Raw genomic sequence first — 21,466 nt, 5'->3', positions numbered from 1 at the left:
GTGCGAACCCTTCCGGGGGTGGTCAGTGGTTCATGAACGAGGTGACGGGCAGCGCCCGTCCGACGACGCGGACGTCACCGAGCCGTCCGTGCAGGATCTGGTCGATCTTCCCCGCGTACTCGTAACCGCCGAGGATCCACGGCAGCCCGACGGAGGTGAGGCCGACGGCCGCCGCCCTGGGGTTGCGGACGACCGGGCAGCCCTGGACGTACAGGGTGGTGTGCCGGCCGTCGTTGACGACCGCGAGGTGCCACCATGTCTCCAGGGGGGTCTCCTGGCCCCAGTTGGTGGCGATGCCCTGCTGGTTGAGCGGGCGTACCGCCCACTGGGGTTCGCGGTCGTTGGACAGCGACAGCGTGGCGAGCGGCTCGTCGGGGTCGTCCTGGGTCTTGCCCGCGGCGCCGCCCGTGCCGGTGCGGCCGAGGATGCCGGCCCAGGCGTGGTGCGCCGGGTCCCAGTCGGCGGGCAGCCGGTAGAACGCCTCGATGGTGTACCCGTCCTCGAACGTCGCCGAGTTGAGGGGCGCCCCGTCGACCGTCCGCAGGTAGGCACCCTTCAGCGGCGGTTTCCCGCCGTGGAACTCCAGGCTGCCGTGGCCCGGCTGGTCCGGGTGGTGGTCGGCGGAGTAGGTGAGGGTGCCGCCGCCGACGGTGACCAGCGTGAGGTCGTTGCCGTGTCCGGAGCGGTCGCGCACGATCCCGTCGACCCTCGCCCCGTCGGCCTGGCCGTCGAACCGCCAGTACGCGAGGGTGCCCCGCACCAGCACCCTCGACACCGGCCGTGCGGGACGCGCGGGCACCGGGGCGAAGCCCGAGAACCGCTTCTCGAAGTCGAGGTCGACGGTGAACCGGTCGGCGTCGCCGGAGAGTTCGCTCTCCTGCCGCTCCAGCTCGTTGAGGTTCTTCGCCGCCCGGCCGAGGATCCACGGGGAGACCGTCTCCACGTCGATGGTGTTCCGGTCGAGGTCGAAGCGGTAGAGGCGGATCATCGCGGCGCCGCCGAAGTACCGGTTCTGGTAGTTCGTGAGGTGCAGATGGACGTCGTTGCCCGCGGCGTTCTTCCGGACGGCGCGGCCGGCCGGCCAGTAGTGCCCGTTGAGGGTGAGGAAGATCTGGTCGTGGTCCGCGATCAGCCGGTCCCACAGCTGCTGCCCGTACGGGGAGAGGGAGTCGTCCCCGTCGACCAGCTCGTGCGTGGTGAGCACGACCGGTGTCCTCGGGTGCTTCGCCAGGACCTGCTCGGCCCACGCGTAGCCCTTCGCCGACAGCCGCCAGTCCAGGGCGAGCACCATCCACTGCCGGCCGCCGGCCTCGAAGAGGTGGAAGGAGTTGTAGCCGTCCGGGGAGGCGCCGCCGAACGTCCGCCGGCTCTTGAACCGGTCGGGGCCGAACACGTCCAGGTAGGGGGTCGGGCCCCGCTGGTCGTCGGTGGACGAGCGGACATCATGGTTGCCCGCGAGGACGCTGTAGCCGACGCCCTCCCGGTCGAGCAGCCGGAACGCCTCGCCGATCGCCGCGCACTCCCGCTGCGCGCCGTTCTGGGTGAGGTCGCCCAGGTGGGACAGGAAGACGATGTTCTCCTCCCGCCCGTGCTCCAGCAGATACCGCAGGGACGCCTCCACGGGCGCCTTGTCGATGCTCGGCCCGTCGAAGAGGTACTGCGTGTCCGGCATCACCGCCAGCGTGAACCGGCGGCTGTCGGGATCGGGCCGCCAACGCGCCGCCGACGCGGGCGACTCGGCGGCGGCCGACGCGGTCCCGGCCGCCGGGACGACCGCCGCCACCGCACTCATCAGCGCGGTCGCCCGCAGGAAGTTCCGTCTGCCTGCGCCGGCCTGCGGGGCCGCCTCGCCCTGGTCGTGCTCATGCGAAGTACACACCTGTGCTCCGTGGGAAGTCCGTGAAGGTCCGAGAGGAAAGGGGAGAGGGAAGGACGAGGGGGGTGGGGTTCAGAGCGCGCGCAGCGTCCACGACCAGCGGTGGACACCCGGCGGGACGAGATACGACGGCGAGGTGTCGGGCCCGCACGACGCCGTGCCGAGGCCCCGGTGCGCGGCGTCGATGTGCACCACACAGCCCGGCCGGGGCACCAGCTCGTCATGGTGCGCGACGGCCGCGAGATCCTCCGCGCGGTACCGGTTGACCGAGACCTGCCGGGGCCCGTCGAGCCGTACCGACAGCTCGTGTCCGGCCCCCGACAGAGTGAAGTGCCGTACGCCGTGCCGTCCTCCGCTCTCCTGCGGGCGCAGATACGGCGTGAACAGGTCGTCGACGGCGGCCGAGTGGTGCCCGACGGGAGCCCCGGCCGCACGGTCCGGGTAGCTCTCCCAGGGGCCCTGCCCGTACCAGGCGAGGTGGTCGAACCCTGCGGTGGTCTCGAACACCGTGCCGACGCGGGCGACGTCCGTCAGCTCCTCGGGCAGCGCGGCGATCTCCTCGACCAGGATCCGGCCGTCGACCAGCGCCGTGAACGTCTGCTCGTGCTCGACGGCCCCGGCACCCGTCAGCAGGCGCGACCGCACCCGCACCACGGGGCCCTCGCGCTCCACGGACACCGTCTCGCGCGCCGGGCTGTCGAGGCCCCAGGCCCGCCAGCGCTCGGCCATGCCACCGAGGACGTCGTTGTCGGTGGGGGCCCGCCACAGGCTCAGCACCGGCGGGGCGGCGAGCAGCGGATGCAGCAGCAACCCCTCGTCGTCCGTGCGCGGCGGGGGCACATGGCCCTGGGTGTCGTCGGCGCCGACCACCGGCTCGCCCTCGTCCGCCTCGTACCACCGCACCTGCGGGAAGCACACCTCGGTGCCGCGCGGCGCCCACGGCTCGTCGACGGCCGTCGTCACCCGCAGCGTCAGCCAGATCTCACCGGCCCCGTGCCGCACCTCGGGCCGGTCGATGACGGCGGAACCGCCCGCCGGTACGTCGGGCAGCTGGGCCGGCACCGTCCAGGTGCCGCCGTCGGCCGCGGCGAACTCCCACTCGGCCGCGAGCCACGAAAGGTCCCGGAAGTGCTGCCTGTTGTGGACCCGCAGCACCCGCCAGATGCCCTCGCCCTCCACGGACAGCCGTACCGGGGCGGCGATCTCGCGGTGTTCGTACATCACCGGCTTCGGGGTCCGGTCGGGGAAGACCACCCCGTCGGCGATGAACGCGCCGTCGTGGAGGGTCTCGCCGAAGTCACCGCCGTACGCCCAGCGCAGTCCGGGGGCGGCGACACCGTTGTCATACAGCCCGGCGCCCCCACGCCCGGCCGGTCTTCCGTCGTTCACACGCTGGAGGATGCCGTGGTCCCAGAACTCCCAGATGAACCCGCCCTGAAGACCCGGGGTCGCCTCGATGGCCGCCCACGTGTCGGCGAGCGTGCCGTTGCTGTTGCCCATGGCGTGCGAGTACTCGCACTGGATCAGCGGCCGGGTCTGCCCGCCGGAGAGCGCGTGCGCCACACACTCCTCGATCGGCGCGTACATCGGGCAGGCGATGTCGGAGGCGTCGTCCGTGGCCGCCCAGTCCAGCTTCGTGGCGCCCTCATACTGCACCGGCCGCGTCGGGTCGTGCCGCCGCAGCCAGCCCGCCGCCGCGTCGTGGTTGGCCCCGTAGTCGGACTCGTTGCCCAGCGACCAGATGATCACCGAGGGGTGGTTCTTGTCCCGCAGGACCATCCGGGACACCCGGTCCACGAACGCGTTCAGATAGCGCGGGTCGTCGGCGATCTCGTGGGCGTGGTCGTGCGACTCGATGTCCGCCTCGTCCACCACGTAGAAGCCCAGCTCGTCGGCGAGGTCGTACAGCGCCGGGTCGCTCGGATAGTGGGAGGTGCGGATCGCGTTGAAACCGAAGCGCTTCAGCGTGACCAGGTCGGCGCGCAGATCGTCGTACGACACCGTCCGGCCCGTCAGCGGATGGAAGTCGTGGCGGTTCACGCCCCGGATGTAGACGCGCTCCCCGTTGACCAGCAGGTCCCGGCCGCGCACCTCGACGTCGCGGAAGCCGATCCGGTGGTGCGAGGTGTCCGCCACCGTGCCGTCGGCGCGGTGCAGCCGGACCGTGAGGTCGTACAGCTCGGGCGTCTCGGCGTTCCAGGTCCGCACCTCGGGGACGACCGTCTCCATCCGTGCCTCGCCGAGGAAGTCGGAGACCCGCTCGTCCTCGGCGTTGGCCCGGTCGAACCCGGTGTCCTGGGCGAGCGCCAGACCGTCCAGCTCACCGCTGACGTACCACCCGGCGGGCAGCGCGCCCGTGCCCTCGGTGGTCCGCACCCGGCAGTCCACCCGCAGCGCGCCGTCGCGCCGGGCCCGCACGGTCACGTCCGCGAGATGCAGCGGGTCGGTGGCGTACAGCAGCACCGAGCGGGTGACGCCGCCGAGCCACCACTGGTCCTGGTCCTCGATGTGGGAGGCGTCGGACCACTTCACGACGGTGAGCCGTACCGTCGACGGCGCTCCGGGGCGCACGAGGTCCGTCACGTCGAACTCGGCCGCCAGATGGGAGTCCTTGGACATGCCGACGGGCCGCCCGTCCACATGGACGAGCAGCACGCTCTCCGCCGCGCCGACCTGGAGGACGATCCGGCGGCCGGCCCAGTCGGCGGGTGTCTCGACCTGCCGTTCGTACACGCCTGTCGGGTTGGCGGCGGGGGAGTGCGGCGGGAACTCCGGCCACGGCATACGGACGTTGGTGTACTGCGGGGGGTCCTCGGCCGCGTGCAGCGCCCAGGAACCGGGAAGCTCCGCCCAGGACCAGGTGGGGCCGGGCTCGTCGCCGGGCGACGGCAGCAGCTGGAACCGCCAGCGGCCGTCGAGCGACCGGGCCCGGGAGCGCCGGTCCACGGCGGACATGGGCAGCCGCCCCCAGGAGGTCACCTCGGGGGCGGCCCAGGGGCGCAGGGCGATCAGGGGGTCGCCGGCGTGGGGCCCGGCGGTCGACGGATCGTTCATCGGTGGGCGGCCTCCGTACCGAGGCCGCCGGTGGCGTGGTCGGCCGGTGGGTGGGCGGGGGCGAGGAGTGCGTCGGTCATGACCGTTCCGGGGGCGGGGGCGGGGGCGATATGGGGTCCGGGGCCGGCCGGGGCAGGACGTGGCCCGCGAGGTTCCACTCCGGGTCGACGGGGATGCCGAGCCGGTCCAGGGCGGTGGGGGCGATGTCGACGAGCCGGGGTTCGTCGAGACGGGTGCCGCCGGGCATGCCGGGCTCGGCGAGGACGACGAACACCTCGCGCTCGGCGTGGCTGTCGCCGCCGTGGCCGCCGCCGTCACGGTGCCCGTGGTCCGTGGTGACCAGCACCGTCCACCGCTCGTCCGCGCGGGCGGGGTCGGAGCGCCGGGCCTCGAGGGCGTCCAACAGCCGCCCGAGGTGGGCGTCCTGGTCGAGGAGGGCCTGGTCGTAGGCGGGGGAGAGGGGGCCGGTGTCGTGGCCGGCCTCGTCGGTGGCGCCCAGATACACGAACAGGGCGTCGGGGTCCCTCTTGGTGAGCCAGCGCAGGGCGGTGCGGGCGACGAGGCGGTCCGCGGTCCCGTACCCGCGGCGTTCGCCGTTGAAGCGCACCCGGCGGCCGATGCCGCGGCCGAGGGTGCCGCGGCGGATCAGGGTCGGCCAGGACACCGCGGCCGCCGTGCGCAGGCCCGGCCGCACGGAGGCGGCGCGGGTGAGGAAGTCGGGGTAGCGGGCGTAGTCGGCGCCGACGAAGTCGTTGCCGGTCACCCCGTGCCGGTCGGGCCACACCCCGGTCATGATGCTCGACCAGCCCGGCCCCGAGTCCGTGTAGGCCATGCTCGTGGTCGGCCCGTGCCCGGCCTCGCCGTCCGCCTCGCCATAGGGCAGCAGACTGCTGCCGTAGGCGCCGGCGGCCATCAGGCCGTGCAGGACGGGAGCCGTGGACGGCGACCGCATCAGCCGGTCGAAGCGCAGTCCGTCCATGCCCACCACGAGCACCTTGCCCCGCTCCGGTCGTCCCGCTCCGACGACATCCACCACGGTGCACCTCTCTCTCGACAGGGTGTGTCAGGTGCCTTGTACCGCACCTTCGGTGGCTCCCGCGATGAATCCGCGGGCGAAGACGGAGAACACGATCACCAGCGGGAGGGACGCCATGAGCACACCGGCCATGACCATGCTGTAGTCGGTGTTGTGGCCGACGTTGAGCTGGGCCAGCTCCACCTGGAGCGTGACGTGGTCCGGGTTGGTGAGCACGATCAGCGGCCACACGTAGTCGTTCCAGGCGCCGACGAAGGCGTAGATGGCGAGGAACGACATCGCGGGTTTGATCATCGGCAGGGCGACGTTCCAGTACTGGCGGAAGAACCCGGCGCCGTCGATGCGGGCCGCGTCGAGCAGTTCGTCGGGCACGCCGTTCTCGATGTACTGGCGCAGCCAGAAGATGCCGAAGGCGTTGGACAGGGCGGGCCACACCAGTGCCTTGAGCATGCCGACCCAGCCGACCTCCGACATCAGGATGAACTGCGGCAGGACGGCCAGCTGGAGCGGCAGCATCATGAACACCAGCAGCGTGGCGAAGAGGATTTTGCGCCCGGGGAAGTCGAACTTGGCGAAGGCGAAGGCCGCGAGGGAGTCGACGAACAGCACCAGGACCGTGGTGACGCAGGCGACGAGGATCGTGTTGAGCATCGACCCGAAGAAGTCGACCGTGTCGAGCACACCCCTGATGTTCTCCAGCAAGTGGGAGCCGAAGGTCAGCTTCGGGGGGCTCTTGTAGATGTCGCGGGTGGTGTTGGTCGCCATCACGATCGTCCACAGGAACGGGAAGACCGAGATCGCGACGGCCAGGATCAGGAAGAGGTGGGCGGACAGGCCCCTGGGGCGACGTGGCCGCTTCGCGCCCGTGGCCGGCCGTGGCGTGACGGCTGTCGTCATGGCTTCCTCCCTCGTTGCACGATGCGCCAGTTGACGGCGACGAGCACGATGATCAGTACGAAGAAGGCCCACACGATGGCCGCGCCGTAGCCGTAGTCGTTGTCGAGGAAGGCCGACTGGTAGAAGTACAGCAGCGTGGTCAGACCGGCCTGCCCCGGCCCGCCGAGGTTCTGGTTGGCGGCGTTGCTGGCGAACAGGACCTGGGGTTCACTGAAGCTCTGCAGACCGTTGATGGTCGAGATGACGACGGTGAACAGGATGATCGGCCGCATGATCGGAATGGTGATCTGGAAGAACGTGCGGATGGGTCCGGCGCCGTCCATCCTGGCCGCCTCGTAGACCGACTGCGGGATGGCCTGGAGGCCGGCCAGGTAGATGATCATGTTGTAGCCGGTCCACATCCAGGTCATCAGCAGCGCGATGACCACCTTGATCAGCCATGGATCGCTCAGCCAGGGCACCGGATCGATGCCGACCATGCCCAGGATCGCGTTGACCAGACCGAAGTCGTTGCTGAACACCGCCGCGAAGAAGATCGCCACGGCGACGATCGACGTCACGTTCGGCACGTAGAGGGCGATGCGGTAGAAGCCCTTGAAGCGGCGTACCGAGTGCAGCAGCGTCGCGAGGACGAGGGCGCCGAAGAGCGTGGGGACGGTCGACAGCACCCAGATGACCAGGGTGTTGCGGATCGACAGCCAGAAGACGGGGTCGTTCCAGAGGAACTCGAACTGCTGGAGCCCCACGAACTGCTTGGTGCCCAGGCCGTCGTAGCGCTGGAAGGCCAGATACAGCGAGTAGAAGACGGGCCCGAAGGAGAAGACCGTGAAGATCAGATAGAAGGGCGAGATCGCCAGGTACTGCCGCCAGTACGACAGGATCCCGCGGCGTGCGGGCCGAGCGGCGCCCGCGGGCGGGGTGCGCCGCGGGCGGAAGCGGGCCGGGCCCGGCCCGCCGCGGTGCTCGCGCACCGCGGCGGGGCCGGTGACCGGAGGTGACGACACCTCAGCTCACCCCCTGTCGCCGGGCGATCTGCTTGGCCTGGGAGACCGCGTCCTTCCAGGCGTCGTCGGGCTTCTTGCCCTTGGCCTCGATGCTGGTCAGCTCGGCCATGAAGGGCGCCATGACCGCGGAGTCGGCGGGCGCCTCGTAGCTGACGGGGATGGCCTCGGCGGCCGGGCCGAAGACCTCGATGATCTTCTGTCCGCCGAAGAAGGCGTCGGGGCCCGTCATGGCCTCCATCGCGTACGTGGCCGGGGAGGCGGGGAAGATGGTGGCGTCGGCGAAGCTCTTGGCGTTGTTCTCCGGGCTGAGGATCCAGCTGATGATCTTGAACGCCTCTTCGGGGTTCCGGCACTGCTTGGGCAGGGTCAGATACGAGCCGCCCTGGTTGGCTGGCCCGCCCGGAGTCGCGCAGACCCGCCATTTGCCCTTGGTGGCCGGGGCCGCCGACTCGATGTCCAACGCGTGCCAGGCGGCGCCCACTTCGGTGGTCAGGGTCTTGCCGACGGCGGAGTTCCAGCTCTGGTCGTTGATCTTGGCGTCGAGGCCCAGCCGGTAGGCGCGGACCGCCGTGTCCCAGGCGGCACGGATGTGCTCCTGGTCGCCGATGAAGTGGTTGTCCTGGTCGATGAACCGCTTGGTGCCCTGGCCGACGGCGATGCTGAACACCGAGCCCATGTTGTTGATCAGGAAGGTGCCCGGCAGGGCCTTCTTCAGTTCGGTGCCGAGCGCGAAGTAGTCCTCCCAGGTCTTGGCCTCGGCGGCGACCTTGTCCGGCTCGCTGGGCAGCCCGGCCTTGTCGAACTGGTCGGCGCGGTAGAAGAGCGCGGTGGGGCCGATGTCGATCGGGAACCCGATCTGCTTGCCGTCCTTGGTCTGGGCGAGCTTCGTCTTCCACTCCAGGTACTGCGACGAGAGCTTCTTGAAGCCCAGCTCGTTCAGGTCGAGGAAGCGGTCGGCGTTGGGCAGGAAGGACGCGATGTCCTCGCCCTTGATGCCGGTGATGTCGGGGACGGAGGAGCCGCCCGCCGCGAGGGTGGTGGTCAGCTTCTGCTTGAAGTCGCCGCCTATGGAGGCGCTGGTCAGCTTGATCTGGCTCTTGAAGTGCGTCTTGGCCTCGGCGACCACCTTGTCGCTGAGGGCGCCGCCCCAGTACCACATGGTCAGGTTCTTGCCGTTCTTGGTACCGCCGGACTCCGAGTCGCCGCCACAGGCGACGGTCAGTCCGGAGGCTGCCGCGGTGAAGACGGCGGCCTGGAGGAAGCCTCTACGAGAAAGGTCCACGGGACACTCCTGTTTGTTCCTGTTCGTGGTACTGAGGGGCGTTTTTCCGGGGGGTTCAGGGCAGCCGTGCGGGTGGGGTGACCGGGGCGTGGCGCACCGGAGGTCCGGTGTCCGCGGGGATGCGGTCCGCGAGGAAGCCGTAGGTCTTCTTGAGGGCGGGGTCAGTCAGCGAGCGCCACCAGCGCTCGACGCCGTACCAGCCGGGGGCCGCGAGTGCCCCGCCGTGGTGCCGTACCGACAGGCCGGCGGCCAGGACGGCGAACCGCAGCCGTTCCTCCAGCGGCCAGCCGCCGAGGGAGGCCGCGACGAAGCTCGCGCCGAACACGTCCCCCGCGCCGGTCGTGTCGAGGACGTCCACGTCGAGGGCGGGGGCCTCGGCGTACTCGCCGGTCGTCTGGTCGACGCCGATCGCGCCGGCTCCGCCGCGGGTGACGACCGCGACCGGCACCAGCTCGGAGAGCGTGCCGAGCGCGGCCACCGCGCCGTCGGTACGGGTGTAGGCCATCGCCTCGGTCTCGTTGGGGAGGAAGGCGTGGCACAGGGCGAGTTGGTCGAGGAGTTCACGCGACCACTGCTGGGTGGGGTCCCAGCCGACGTCCGCGTAGATGTGTGTGCCGTTCGCTGCCGCCTTCGCGAGCCACTCGCGCGGCTCCGCCTCGATGTGCACGAGCGCGGTACGCGACTCGGGCGGGTCGCCCATCAGCGCGTCCTGCGAGTACGGCGGCTCCTGGCCGTGGGTGACCAGGGCCCGGTCGTGGCCCTGGGCCAGGGAGACGGTGACGGGGGTGTGCCAGCCGTCCGCGGTGCGCGAGAGCGAGAGGTCCACGCCCTCCTGCCCGGCGAGGACCTCACGGCAGTACGCGCCGTAGTAGTCGTCGCCGAAGACCGTGGCCAGGGAGGTACGCAGGCCGAAACGGGCGGTGGCCACCGCCAGGTTGGCGATGCCGCCTGGTCCGCAGCCCATGCCGTCGGTCCAGATCTCCTCGCCGGGAGTCGGCGGCCTTCCCAGCCCCGTGAGCACGAGGTCGTAGAAGAGCAGCCCGGTCAGCAGCACATCGGGCCGGTCGTCGTCCACGCGTGCACCTCTCGTCAGAACTCTTCAAATTCGATGCCGGGAATCGTGCGCTGATCCGAGAGATTGGTCAATACCCGAGCAGAAGTGAGCATGGAAATGATTGGGGATGACGAGTACTGTTCAGCGCGTGCTGGCAGAGAGACGACACCAACTCATCCTGCGGGCCCTGCGCTCAGGTGGCCCCGCTGCCGTGACCGATCTGTCCGAACAGCTCGGCGTGAGCCCGGCCACCATCCGGCGAGACCTCGTCAAGCTGGAGGAGGAAGGGCTGCTCACCCGGGTGCACGGCGGGGCGGTCGTGGACGAGGGCGACCAGCCCTTCGCCGAGGTCGCCGAGGTCCGGGTGGCCGAGAAGGACGCGATAGCGGCGCGGGCCGCCTCCATGGTCCGCGACGGCCAGTCCGTCCTGCTCGACATCGGGACCACCGCCTACCGCCTGGCCCGGCAGCTGCACGGCCGCAGGCTCACCGTGATCACCAGCAACCTGGTGGTCTACGAGGAACTCGCGGACGACGAGGGCATCGAGCTGGTGCTGCTCGGCGGCATGGTCCGCCGCGAGTACCGCTCCCTCGTCGGCTTCCTCACCGAGGACAACCTCCGCCAACTGCACGCGGACTGGCTGTTCCTCGGCACCAGCGGGGTGCGGCCCGGCGGCCAGGTGATGGACACCACCGTCGTCGAGGTCCCGGTCAAGCGCGCCATGATCAAGGCGAGCGACAAGGTGGTCCTGCTCGCCGACTCCGCGAAGTTCCCCGGTACGGGGATGGCGCGGGTCTGTGGCCCCCGGGAACTCGACGTCGTGGTCACCAACACGCCCGTGGACGGGACGACCTGCTCCTCCTTCGAGGAGGCCGGGGTCGAGGTCGTGACGACATGAACCGCGCACCGGGCACCCACCGCGCCGCCGGAGGCATGATCCACCGCTCAGGCGGCATGCTCCCCCGGGGCGGCGGTGCGGTGCGCGACGACGGCCCGGCCCGCGTCCGTCACCGCGACCACGGCGGCACAGGCGCGCGGCGGGCTGACACGTGTCCCGGTGACCGGCACCCCCCGCGCGCCACGGCGCGGGTCCTCCGCGCCGGGCGGCCCCACGGCCGCACGGCGGGCCCCGCGCCTGCCCGCACACATGCACGATCGGCAAAGGTGGTAGTTGCGTGAAGCTGACGATTCTGGGCGGCGGAGGATTCCGGGTGCCCCTCGTGTACGGGGCGCTCCTCGGGGACCGCGCCGAGGGCCGGGTCACCCATGTCGTCCTGCACGACCTGGACGCCGAGCGGCTCTCCGCCGTCACCCGCGTCCTCGCCGAGCAGGCCGCCGACATCCCCGACGCCCCCGAGGTGACCGCCACCACCGACCTCGACGAGGCCCTCACCGGCGCCGACTTCATCTTCTCCGCGATCCGCGTCGGCGGCCTGGAGGGCCGGGCCCACGACGAACAGGTGGCCCTCGCCGAAGGCGTCCTCGGCCAGGAGACCGTCGGCGCCGGCGGCATCGCCTACGGGCTGCGCACGGTCCCCGTCGCCGTCGACATCGCCCGGCGCGTGGCCCGGCTCGCCCCCGACGCCTGGGTCATCAACTTCACCAACCCGGCCGGCCTGGTCACCGAGGCCATGTCCCGCCACCTCGGCGACCGCGTCATCGGCATCTGCGACTCACCCGTCGGCCTCGGCCGCCGTATCGCCCGGGTCCTCGGGGCCGACCCCCGCGAGGCCTGGATCGACTACGTCGGCCTCAACCACCTCGGCTGGGTCCGCGGACTGCGTGTCGCCGGCCGCGACGAACTCCCGCGCCTCCTCGCCGACCGCGATCTCCTCGGCTCCTTCGAGGAGGGCAAACTCTTCGGCGTCGACTGGCTCCAGTCCCTGGGCGCCGTCCCCAACGAGTACCTGCACTACTACTACTTCAACCGCGAGGCGGTCCGCGCCTACCAGGCCGCAGAGAAGACCCGCGGCGCCTTCCTCAAGGACCAGCAGGCCCACTTCTACGAGGAGATGCGCCGCCCCGACGCCCACGCCCTCAAGGCATGGGACCGCACCCGCGCCGAGCGCGAGGCCACCTACATGGCGGAGAACCGTGAGACGGCGGGCGCCGGCGAACGCGACGCCGACGACCTCTCCGGCGGCTACGAGAAGGTCGCCCTCGCCCTGATGCGGGCCATCGCCCGCGACGAGCGCACCACCCTCATCCTCAACGTCCGCAACCGGGCCACCCTCTCCGTCCTCGACACCGAGGCGGTCATCGAGGTGCCCTGCCTGGTCGACGCCAACGGCGCCCACCCGGTCGCCGTCGCCCCGCTGCCCGACCACGCCACCGGCCTGGTCTGCGCGGTCAAGGCAGTCGAGCGCGAGGTCCTCGCCGCCGCCGAGTCGGGCTCCCGCACCACCGCGGTCAAGGCCTTCGCCCTGCATCCCCTGGTCGACTCGGTCAACGTCGCCCGACGCCTGGTGGAGGGGTACACGGCGGTGCACCCTGGCCTGAAGTACCTGAAGTAGGCTCCTCCGCGACGGGAGTGGGAAAGCGCTTTCCGTCCCCGTGTCGTTCCACCCCCCGACCCCGGCCCTCCCCGACTCCTCGACCGCTCACCCTTCGCCCCCTCTCCCCCTTCTCCCCCCTGCTTCCGCTGCTCGGCCCTCTTCCTGGAGACCTCTCATGCATGACGAACGCCGCCGGATCGAGGAACGCGTAGAGCGCGTCCACACCCAGCGCGTCAAGCCCGCGATCTACGCGGCCTCCGTCCCCTTCACGGTCGAGGCCTGGCAGGCGCCGGGGGAGCCCGTCCCCTTCGAGGAGGCCGCGGCAGCCCCGTACACCCCCTTCGCGATGGACACCCCCTGGGGTCCGCCCTGGGGCACGACCTGGTTCCGGATGCACGGCCGGGTGCCCGCCGAGTGGGCCGGCCGCCGAGTGGAGGCCGTCGTCGACCTCGGCTTCGTCGGCGACTGGCCCGGCAACCAGGCCGAGGCCCTCGTGCACCTCACCGACGGCACCCCGCTGAAGGCGGTCAACCCGCTCAACCAGTACGTCCCCGTCGGCAACCCGGTCCGCGGCGGCGAGGTGATCGACTACCTCGTCGAGGCGGCCTCCAACCCCGACATCCTCGCCGACAACTTCTCCAAGGTCACCCCGCTCGGTGACGTCCTCACCGCCGGTGACAAGCCGCTCTACACCTTCCGGCGCGCCGACCTCGCCGTCCTCGACGAGGAGGTCTTCCACCTCGACCTGGACCTCCAGGTGCTGCGCGAACTCATGGTCCACCTCGGTGAGCACGAGCCCCGCCGTCACGAGATCCTGCACACCCTGGACCGGGCCATGGACGCCGTCGACCTCGACGACGTCTCCGGCAGCGCCACCGCCGTCCGCGAGATCCTCGCCCCGGCACTCGCCCGGCCCGCCCACGCCAGCGCCCACACCATCTCCGGAGTCGGCCACGCCCACATCGACTCGGCCTGGCTGTGGCCCATCCGCGAGACCAAGCGCAAGACGTCCCGCACCTTCTCCAACGTCACCGCGCTGGCCGACGAGTACGAGGACTTCATCTTCGCCTGCTCCCAGGCCCAGCAGTACGAATGGGTGCGCGACAACTACCCGCAGGTGTGGGAGCGCATCAAGAAGGCCGTCGAGAAGGGCCAGTGGGCACCCGTCGGCGGCATGTGGGTGGAGTCCGACGGCAACCTGCCGGGCGGGGAGGCCGTCGCCCGGCAGTTCGTCCACGGCAAGCGGTTCTTCATCGAGAACTTCGGCATCGAGACCAAGGGCGTCTGGCTGCCGGACTCCTTCGGCTACAACGCCGCCTACCCGCAGCTCGCCAAGCTCGCCGGCAACGAGTGGTTCCTCACCCAGAAGATCTCCTGGAACCAGACCAACACGTTCCCCCACCACACCTTCTGGTGGGAGGGCATCGACGGCACCCGCATCTTCACCCACTTCCCGCCCGTCGACACCTACAACGCCCGCTTCAGCGGCGAGGAGATGGACCGCGCCGTCCGCAACTACCGGGAGAAGGGCGCCGGCACCCGTTCCCTCGCCCCCTTCGGCTGGGGCGACGGCGGTGGCGGCCCCACCCGCGAGATCATGGAACGGGCCCGGCGCCTCGCCGACCTCGAGGGCTCCCCGAAGGTCGTCATCGAGCACCCCGACGAGTTCTTCGCCAAGGCCCGCGCCGAGTACGAGGACGCCCCCGTCTGGAACGGCGAGCTGTACCTCGAACTGCACCGCGCCACCTACACCTCGCAGGCCCGCACCAAGCAGGGCAACCGCCGCAGCGAGCACAAGCTCCGCGAGGCCGAACTGTGGGCCACGACGGCCGCGCTCCACGCGCCCGGCTACGCCTACCCGTACGAGAAGCTCGACCGCCTGTGGAAGACGGTCCTCCTCCACCAGTTCCACGACATCCTGCCCGGCTCCTCGATCGCCTGGGTGCACCGCGAGGCCGAGGCGGAGTACGCGCGGGTCGCCAGGGAGCTGGAGGAGCTGACGACGGAGGCGGTCGCGGCGCTCGGCGCCGGGGACGCGCGGGTCTTCAACACCAGCCCGCGGGACCGGGCCGAGGTCGTCCGCACCTCCGAGGGCGCACCCGTGTACGTGGAGGTCCCCGCGAACGGCAGCGCGCCCCTCGCCGCCGCCGAGCCCCCGCACCCCGTCACCGTCGACGGCCTCACCCTCGACAACGGCCTGGTCCGGGTGGAGTTCGCCGAGGACGGCACCCTGGCCTCGGTCCGCGACCTGGCCGCCGACCGCGAGGTCCTCGGCGACAAGGGCAACCTGCTCCGCCTGCACACCGACCTCCCCAACTACTGGGACGCCTGGGACGTCGACAAGCACTACCGGAACCGCTACACCGACCTGCTGGACGCCGAGTCCGTCACGGTCGTCGAGGACGGCCCCCTCGTCGGCGCCGTCCGCGTCGAGCGGTCGTTCGGCAAGGGTTCCCGCATCACCCAGACGATCACCGTCCGGGCCGGCAGCCGCCGCATCGACTTCGAGACGGACATCGACTGGCACGAGGCCGAGAAGTTCCTCAAGGCCGGCTTCCCGGTCGACGTCCGCGCCGCGCACTCCTCCGCCGAGATCCAGTTCGGCCACGTCCAGCGCCCCACCCACACCAACACCAGCTGGGAGTCGGCCCGCTTCGAGGTCTCCGGCCACCGCTGGGTGCACGTCGGCGAACCCGGCTACGGCGTCGCGGTGATCAACGACTCGACGTACGGCCACGACGTCTCCCGCACGGTCCGCGAGGACGGCGGTACGACCACCACGGTCCGCCTCAGCCTCGTCCGCGCCCCGCGTATCCCGGACCCCGAGGCCGACCAGGGCAAGCACCGCCTCACCTACGCGCTGCTGCCCGGCGCGACCATCGAGGACGCCGTCGCCGAGGGCTACGCCCTCAACCTGCCGCTGCGCGTCACCGACGCGGCGGGCGCGCCCGAGCCGGTGGTCTCCGTGGAGGGCGAGGGCGTGACGGTCGAGGCGGTCAAGCTCGCCGACGACGCCTCCGGCGACGTGGTGGTCCGCCTCTACGAGTCGGGCGGCGGCCGGGCCCGTGGCGTCCTGCGCACCGGCTTCCCGCTCGCCGGGGCGCACCTCACCGACCTGCTGGAGCGCCCCCTGTCGGAGGCGGCCACGGACGGCGACGGCGTCCCCGTGACACTGCGCCCCTTCGAGGTGCAGACCCTGCGCCTCGCGGTGGGCCGACGCTGACGGGACTGCCGGGCACGCCCTGAGCGGGTGGCGCTCTCGGGTCGTGGCGGTCGGGGCAACCCGCCCGCCGCGACCGGTCGGGCCGACGGCCCGTCGCGAGCTCGACCGTCCCCCTCGCGCCGGGACTTCGCGGTGACGGGGCCGCCCCTTGCGGCCGGGCCCTGGCTGTACCTGGGCCGTCCCCTCCGGCGGGACCTTGGCCGTGAGCGGGCTGTCCCTCGGCACCGGGCCTTGGCTGTGCCTGGGCCGTCCACGGTCGCCGGGCCGCAGCAGGCCCGGCGCCCTTTCGCGGCGGCGATTCCCCTAGCCCGGGACATCGTTGTCACGGAGTGTGTTGCGTGGCCAGGGCCCTGATGAGGCGGTGGTAGCGGTAGAGGCCCGGTTCCGGTGACTCCAGGAGCGCGGCGTCCACCAGGGTTTCCAGCAAGGCCTCCGCCGTCGCCCCGTCCACGGCGAGGACGGCGGCGGCGCGGGCCGGGCCGACGCTCTGTCCGCCGGCCGTGGCGAGCAGCCTGAACGCCCGCGCCTGCCAGGGCGTCAACCGCCGGTACCCCGCCTCGCAGACCGCCTCGACGGTCAGATCGCCCACCCGCAGCTCGCCCGGCAGCCGGCGCTCGTCGGCGAGCCGGGCGGCCAGCGCGGCGAAGGTCCAGCCCGGCCGCTCCTCCAGCCGCCCGGCCGCGATCCGCACCGCCAGCGGCAGCAGACCGCAGGCCGTCACCAGCCGCAGGGCTGCGGCGCGCTCCCGGTCGAGCCGGACGGGGCCGAGCACGGCGGCGAGCAGGGCGAGCGCCTCGTCCGGCGTGAAGACGTCCAGCCGGAGGTGGTCGGTCAACGGCAGCCCGGTGAGCGGTGCCCGGCCGGTGACGACGACCCCGCACCCGGGCGCACCGGGCAGCAGATCCCGCACCTGGGCGGCGCTGCCCGCGTCGTCCAGGACCAGCAGCATCCGTCTCCCCGCCAGCAGGGAGCGCAGCAGTCCGCTGCGCTCGGCCGAGGTCCGGGGAACCGCCGCCGCCGGCACGCCCAGCGCCGTGAGGAAGGCGCCCAGGACGGCTCCCGGCGCACGGGGCTCGGTCCCCGTCCCGCCCAGATCGGCGTACAACTGCCCGTCGGGATACGCCGATCGCGCATGGTGCGCCAGCCGCAACGCCAGCGCGGTCTTACCGACCCCGCCCATCCCGGTCACCCCCACGATGACCGCCGTCCGCCGCCCCGAGGCCGTCAAGCAACCGCCGAGCCGCGCCAACTCACCCGTACGACCACTGAAGTCGGGCACATCCGGCGGCAACTGCGCCGGTACGGGAACGGCGACCGTCGGCTTGGGCGGCGCCTCGGCCCCGAGCACGGTCCACGCCCGCCGCGGCCTTCCGCTCACGCCCCCCGCACCCTCGTTCCCGCTCCCGCCCGCGCCGTTTCCGTTCCAGGCCGTCTCGTTCCCGAGCCGGTGTCCGTCGTCGGCGGGACCCTCCCCGCCCGCCGACGGCTGGTCCTCCGCCGGCTCCCGTCCGGGCCGCTGCCCATCGTCGTGCCCTCCTGCGCTGAGAACCGCCCTCTGACCGTCGCCCGCCGGGCTCCCCTTCGCGGCCGTCCCCGGACCCACCGCCGCGCCGCTCCCTCGCGCAGCCTCCTGCCGGCCCTCAAGGATCATGCGGTGCACGGCGTTGAGGGCCGCGCCGGGGTCGATGCCCTGCTCGTGGGCCAGGCGGTTGCGGTAGGCGGTGAAGACGGCGAGGGCGTCGGCCTGCCGTCCGGCGGCGTGGAGGGCCCGCATGAGGAGGCCGTACGGCCGCTCGCGCAGCGGGTGGGCGGCGGTGAGTTCGGTCAGGCCGGGGATGGCGAAGTGGTGTCGGCCCAGGGAGAGTTCGTGGTCGTAGCGCTCCTCCAGGGCGGCGGTCCTCAGCTCCTCCAGACGGTCGCGTTGCCGCTGGGCGAAGGGGCCGGGGACACCGGTGAGGGAGTCTCCTCGCCACAGGGAGAGCGCGGTGGTCAGCAGGTCGCTCGCCCGGTCCCTGCGACCGTCGTCGCGGGCCCGGGTCGCCTCGTCGATCAGCGATTCCGCCTGCCGGGCGTCGAGCGCGGCCGGGGGTGCCGTCAGCCGGTAGCCGTTGCCCGCGGAGACCAGGACCGTCGGGGACGAGGGGTTGTGCTCCAGCAGTCGGCGCAACTGCCAGGCGTACGTGCGGATCGTGGTGACCGCCTTGGCCGGCGGTGCGTCCCCCCACAGCGCGTCGACCAGCCGCGCGGCCGACACCGGATGCCCCAGCCGCAGCAACAGCGCCGCCAGCATGGCCTGTTGCTGGGGCGGGCCGACCCTGATCTCACTGTCGCCCCGCAACACGTGCACGGTGCCCAGCACGAGGAAGCGCAACCGGTCCGGCATCCGTCGCTCGTCTCCTTCGCTCGCCCCGTAACTGATCCGCATCACAAGGAAGTTGGTGCTGTCGATACACATCCACACTCTGGTGAACGGTGTTGCGGCGGACCCGGTTGCCTGCGCGTTGATCCCGCATGGATCGGCTGCTGATCGCCGCCGCCTAGCGTCGGCAGCCAAACGCACTCCAGGGAAGGCGGATAGATGCGAAACAGGACGGCTCTGCTGGCCGCTGCCGCGACCCTCTCGGCCACCGCGCTCGTCGGCACCACCGCGACCGGCGCCACCGCCCAGGGGCCCGAGAGGAACGTCGTGCCGATCTCGGACGTGGTGCCCGCGGCCGATCTCGCGAGAATGACCGAGCAACGGCCCCTCGTGGAGGCGGCGGACACCATCAGATGGGCGCAGGAGCGCGGCGGGTACGCCGGTTTCACCGGCATCGGGCTGGAGGCGGGCCGGGTCGCCCTGTGGTGGAAGGGCGAGGTGCCGGCCAAGGTCCGGAAGGCGATCCAGGAGGCGCGCGAGACGGCGCCCGTGCGGATCGTCGAGGCGAAGTACTCCTTGCGCGAGCTGAAGGCCGCCTCAGCGCGCTTACAGGCGGAACTGGCCGAGAACCCGTCCCTGGGCCACACCGTGAACATCCCCACCGACGGCGCCGGGCTCGTCCTGGCCACGGACGGAGCCGACTCGGGATCCGGTTCCGGTTCCGGGTCCGCCTCCGGTTCGGCGGGGAAGCGGGCTGCCGCGGTGCGGGCGACCGCGTCCGAGGTGGCGGGGGTCCCCGTCCGTACGGTCGTCGAGACGCGCTCCGAGGAAGTGTCCCGGAACAACGACTGGTCCCCGTGGTGGGGCGGTGCGCGCATCCAGCGGCCCGGCGCCGGCTGCACCTCCGGCTTCGGCGTCACCGACAACACCGGAGCGCAGTACCTGCTCACCGCGGGGCACTGCGGCAACTTCGGCGACCCCTTCAGCAGCGGCGCGGGCACCTACATCGGCACCCCGTCCAAGATCAACAAGACGCACGACATCATGCTCATCCAGGCCAACGACGTCACGAACTTCATCTACACCGGCACCCCGGACGACAACGTGGGCGTCCGCGTGGACGGGTGGGACTGGGTCTACCCCGGCGAGTTCCTGTGCCAGTCCGGCTCCACCAGCGCCGGGGTCGTGGGCGGCGCGATCTGCAACATCAAGGTGCTGTTCTTCTACAACGACTCCGAGGACCTGGTCGAGGCCGAGCAGATGAACGGCCAGACCGCGGCCCGACCCGGTGACAGCGGCGGCCCGATCTACTCGGGCTCCGCGAGCGGCGGGGCCATCGCCAAGGGCACGACGACCCGTGTCGCGGGTGCCCGCCTCGGCTTCCAGGACTTCGGCACCGCCTGGCGCGACTTCGGCATCTGGATCGCCTCCTGACCCGTGCCCGCCGCGTACCCGCGGCATCGCCGGGGACCGGCGGGCGCTGAGGCCCCGCGACGGGCGGCGGTACGCAAGACCGGAGGGCGGCTGTCGGCCAGGACAGCCGCCCTCCTTCGTCGTCCGAGCGGGGTGTGGGGCCCTACACGGCCAGGGGCCGGTCGGCGGCCGAGCAGGCGGTCGGCGACGAGGCGCGCGGCGCGGCGTCCGGCGGCGCCACGGCGAGCGACCGGGCCTCCACGGGCTCCACCGCGCCCACGGGCACCTCGACCACCATCGGCAGCCCCACGGCTCCCGGCACCTCGACGGCCCGGGGGATGTCCGCGACGGCCGGCGCATCGGCCGGCACCGGCGCACCCGCGCCGTGACCCACGGCCGCACCCGCCCCCACGCCGTGACCGATGCCCTGGCCCACGCCCGCGTCGGCGGTCGCCGTGTCGTCGGTCTGCTGGGGCAGGGCCACCGGGCGCACCGGCCGCGGCCCCGACACCACGGTGTAGTCCTGTCCGAGCCGGGTCGGCAGCACGTCACCGGTCTCCTCGCCGAGCGCCAGCCGCACCGCGGCCCACGGCGCGTTGATCCCGCACAGCGCCAGCTGGTGCAGACCGCCCGCGGGACGCGTGTTCACGTCCATCAGCACCGGCCGGTCCCCGAACATCCGGAACTGGATGTTGGTCAGGTGGTGCAGGTCGAACGACTCGGCCAGCCGCCGGGCCGGCTCGATCCAGGCGGGGTTGAGCGAGAAGCCCCGGCGCCGCCCGTTCTTCGTGCGGCCCACCGCCATCCGCACCCGCCCGTCGGTGCCGGTGAGGCAGTCGACGGACACCTCCGGCTGTTCGAGACGCGGCATCACCAGCCAGTCGACGGGCTCCTCGGCGTCCCGCAGGGCGGCGACCACCATGTCGAGCGATACGTACGGGCCGGGGAAGCCGCTGAGGTGATCCAGCGAGAAGGGGGTGCGGGTCACCACGCGGAAACCCACACCGCCCGCCCCGGACGCGGGCTTGAAGCACGCCCGGTGCCCGTCGGCCTCCAACTCCTCGACGGCGGCGACCAGTTCATCGGCGTCGGTCACCCGGAACCACGGGGGGACGGGCACCCCGTACGCCTGGACCGCCTCGTACGCGGTGACCTTGTCCTCGAAGACCTCGATCGACTCTGCGGGCGGCGCCAGCAGTGCCGTACCGACGGCCGTGAACTCCTCGCGGTGCGCGGCGATGGCCGCCTGGTGCAGGCGCGGCACGAACACGTCGATACCCCGCTTGGCGCACTGGTCGAGCGCGTACTCGACGTACGCGGCGGGGGAGAGGCCCTCGGGCTCCAGATCGGCGGTGTCGGCGGCGGCCAGTACGGGGGAGTCGGCGTCACCGTGGGTGGCATGGATGTCCACCGGACGAGCGTGCGGATTATTCCGCAGCAGATCCATGAAGAAGACGTTCTCCGCGTACGTGCGGTTGAGCCAGACGCGTACGCGAGAGACCATGCAGGCCGCCTTTCCAAGGTTCGCGGGCACGGCGGAGCAGGCCGTGCCCGGCCAGGGGGGATGGAGGTACGCCGAACCGCCGACGCGAACGACGGGCGTGACGGTGGTGTTGGGGCAGATCATAAGGCCACCGGGACCCATGTTTCTGTCACGCGCGTGTTAATCCTCGTGCGACGGGCGTGCCGCGGCGTGGGCAAGCGCTCAGCCAGTCACTCTTGTCCGTCGGTGCGCACTTGTGTTCTCGTGTTGCCATTCGGTGTCGCGGAGGG

Annotated in this window: 13 protein-coding genes; 4 read left to right on the top strand and 9 right to left on the bottom strand. The window is 71.9% G+C overall.

Annotated elements, in window-relative coordinates:
- Positions 1–22: 22 nt before the first annotated feature.
- From M8J73_RS04585 to M8J73_RS04555, 7 genes are all read right to left on the bottom strand, one after another.
- Positions 23–1,879 (bottom strand): LamG-like jellyroll fold domain-containing protein, encoded by a 1,857-nt coding sequence (locus M8J73_RS04585; RefSeq protein WP_055538241.1) that lies wholly within the window; start codon positions 1,877–1,879, stop codon positions 23–25.
- A 69-nt stretch (positions 1,880–1,948) separates the two neighbouring features.
- On the bottom strand, positions 1,949–4,930 hold the full coding sequence (locus M8J73_RS04580; protein WP_249828275.1) for a glycoside hydrolase family 2 TIM barrel-domain containing protein: 2,982 nt from the start codon (positions 4,928–4,930) through the stop codon (positions 1,949–1,951).
- Positions 4,931–5,006: 76 nt separating this feature from the next.
- Complete coding sequence (locus M8J73_RS04575) at positions 5,007–5,966, bottom strand: alkaline phosphatase family protein (protein WP_249828274.1); 960 nt, start codon at positions 5,964–5,966, stop codon at positions 5,007–5,009.
- Positions 5,967–5,993: 27 nt separating this feature from the next.
- Positions 5,994–6,863, bottom strand: coding sequence for a carbohydrate ABC transporter permease (locus M8J73_RS04570; protein ID WP_055542176.1), 870 nt, complete (start codon positions 6,861–6,863; stop codon positions 5,994–5,996).
- A complete protein-coding gene (locus M8J73_RS04565; RefSeq protein WP_055542177.1) occupies positions 6,860–7,744 on the bottom strand; it encodes a carbohydrate ABC transporter permease in 885 nt (294 codons plus the stop codon). Before M8J73_RS04565 ends, M8J73_RS04570 begins: the two co-directional genes overlap by 4 nt.
- A gap of 124 nt (positions 7,745–7,868) precedes the next feature.
- Positions 7,869–9,149, bottom strand: a complete 1,281-nt coding sequence (locus M8J73_RS04560) for an ABC transporter substrate-binding protein (RefSeq protein WP_055542175.1) — start codon at positions 9,147–9,149, stop codon at positions 7,869–7,871.
- Between the two features lie 55 nt (positions 9,150–9,204).
- Positions 9,205–10,224: a carbohydrate kinase family protein gene (locus M8J73_RS04555; RefSeq protein WP_249828273.1), complete on the bottom strand. Its 1,020-nt coding sequence runs from the start codon at positions 10,222–10,224 to the stop codon at positions 9,205–9,207.
- A 127-nt stretch (positions 10,225–10,351) separates the two neighbouring features.
- Between M8J73_RS04555 and M8J73_RS04550 the strand changes: the two genes are divergently transcribed.
- The 3 genes from M8J73_RS04550 to M8J73_RS04540 all read left to right on the top strand — a co-directional run bounded on the left by M8J73_RS04550 (position 10,352) and on the right by M8J73_RS04540 (position 15,921).
- Positions 10,352–11,101, top strand: coding sequence for a DeoR/GlpR family DNA-binding transcription regulator (locus M8J73_RS04550; RefSeq protein ID WP_055522116.1), 750 nt, complete (start codon positions 10,352–10,354; stop codon positions 11,099–11,101).
- Positions 11,102–11,378: 277 nt separating this feature from the next.
- Positions 11,379–12,716 (top strand): 6-phospho-beta-glucosidase, encoded by a 1,338-nt coding sequence (locus tag M8J73_RS04545; RefSeq protein WP_055538250.1) that lies wholly within the window; start codon positions 11,379–11,381, stop codon positions 12,714–12,716.
- A gap of 157 nt (positions 12,717–12,873) precedes the next feature.
- Positions 12,874–15,921, top strand: coding sequence for an alpha-mannosidase (locus M8J73_RS04540; protein ID WP_055542402.1), 3,048 nt, complete (start codon positions 12,874–12,876; stop codon positions 15,919–15,921).
- Between the two features lie 322 nt (positions 15,922–16,243).
- On the opposite strand, the gene M8J73_RS04535 is transcribed toward M8J73_RS04540, so the two are convergent.
- Positions 16,244–18,376: an AfsR/SARP family transcriptional regulator gene (locus M8J73_RS04535; RefSeq protein ID WP_249828272.1), complete on the bottom strand. Its 2,133-nt coding sequence runs from the start codon at positions 18,374–18,376 to the stop codon at positions 16,244–16,246.
- A gap of 123 nt (positions 18,377–18,499) precedes the next feature.
- Here M8J73_RS04535 and M8J73_RS04530 point away from each other — a divergent pair, with 123 nt between their 5' ends.
- Complete coding sequence (locus M8J73_RS04530; RefSeq protein ID WP_055536944.1) at positions 18,500–19,714, top strand: trypsin-like serine protease; 1,215 nt, start codon at positions 18,500–18,502, stop codon at positions 19,712–19,714.
- A gap of 142 nt (positions 19,715–19,856) precedes the next feature.
- Here the strand turns inward: M8J73_RS04530 and M8J73_RS04525 are convergent, their stop codons facing one another.
- The gene (locus tag M8J73_RS04525) at positions 19,857–21,197 is read right to left on the bottom strand and encodes an ATP-grasp domain-containing protein (protein ID WP_055536967.1); all 1,341 of its coding nucleotides are present in this window, start codon (positions 21,195–21,197) and stop codon (positions 19,857–19,859) included.
- Positions 21,198–21,466 lie beyond the last annotated feature (269 nt).

The sequence above is a fragment of the Streptomyces neyagawaensis genome, assembly GCF_023516595.1.
GTDB lineage: Bacteria > Actinomycetota > Actinomycetes > Streptomycetales > Streptomycetaceae > Streptomyces > Streptomyces neyagawaensis.
The sequence above is the reverse complement of the archived record's forward strand: the minus strand, read 5'-3'. Positions and strand labels throughout refer to the sequence as shown.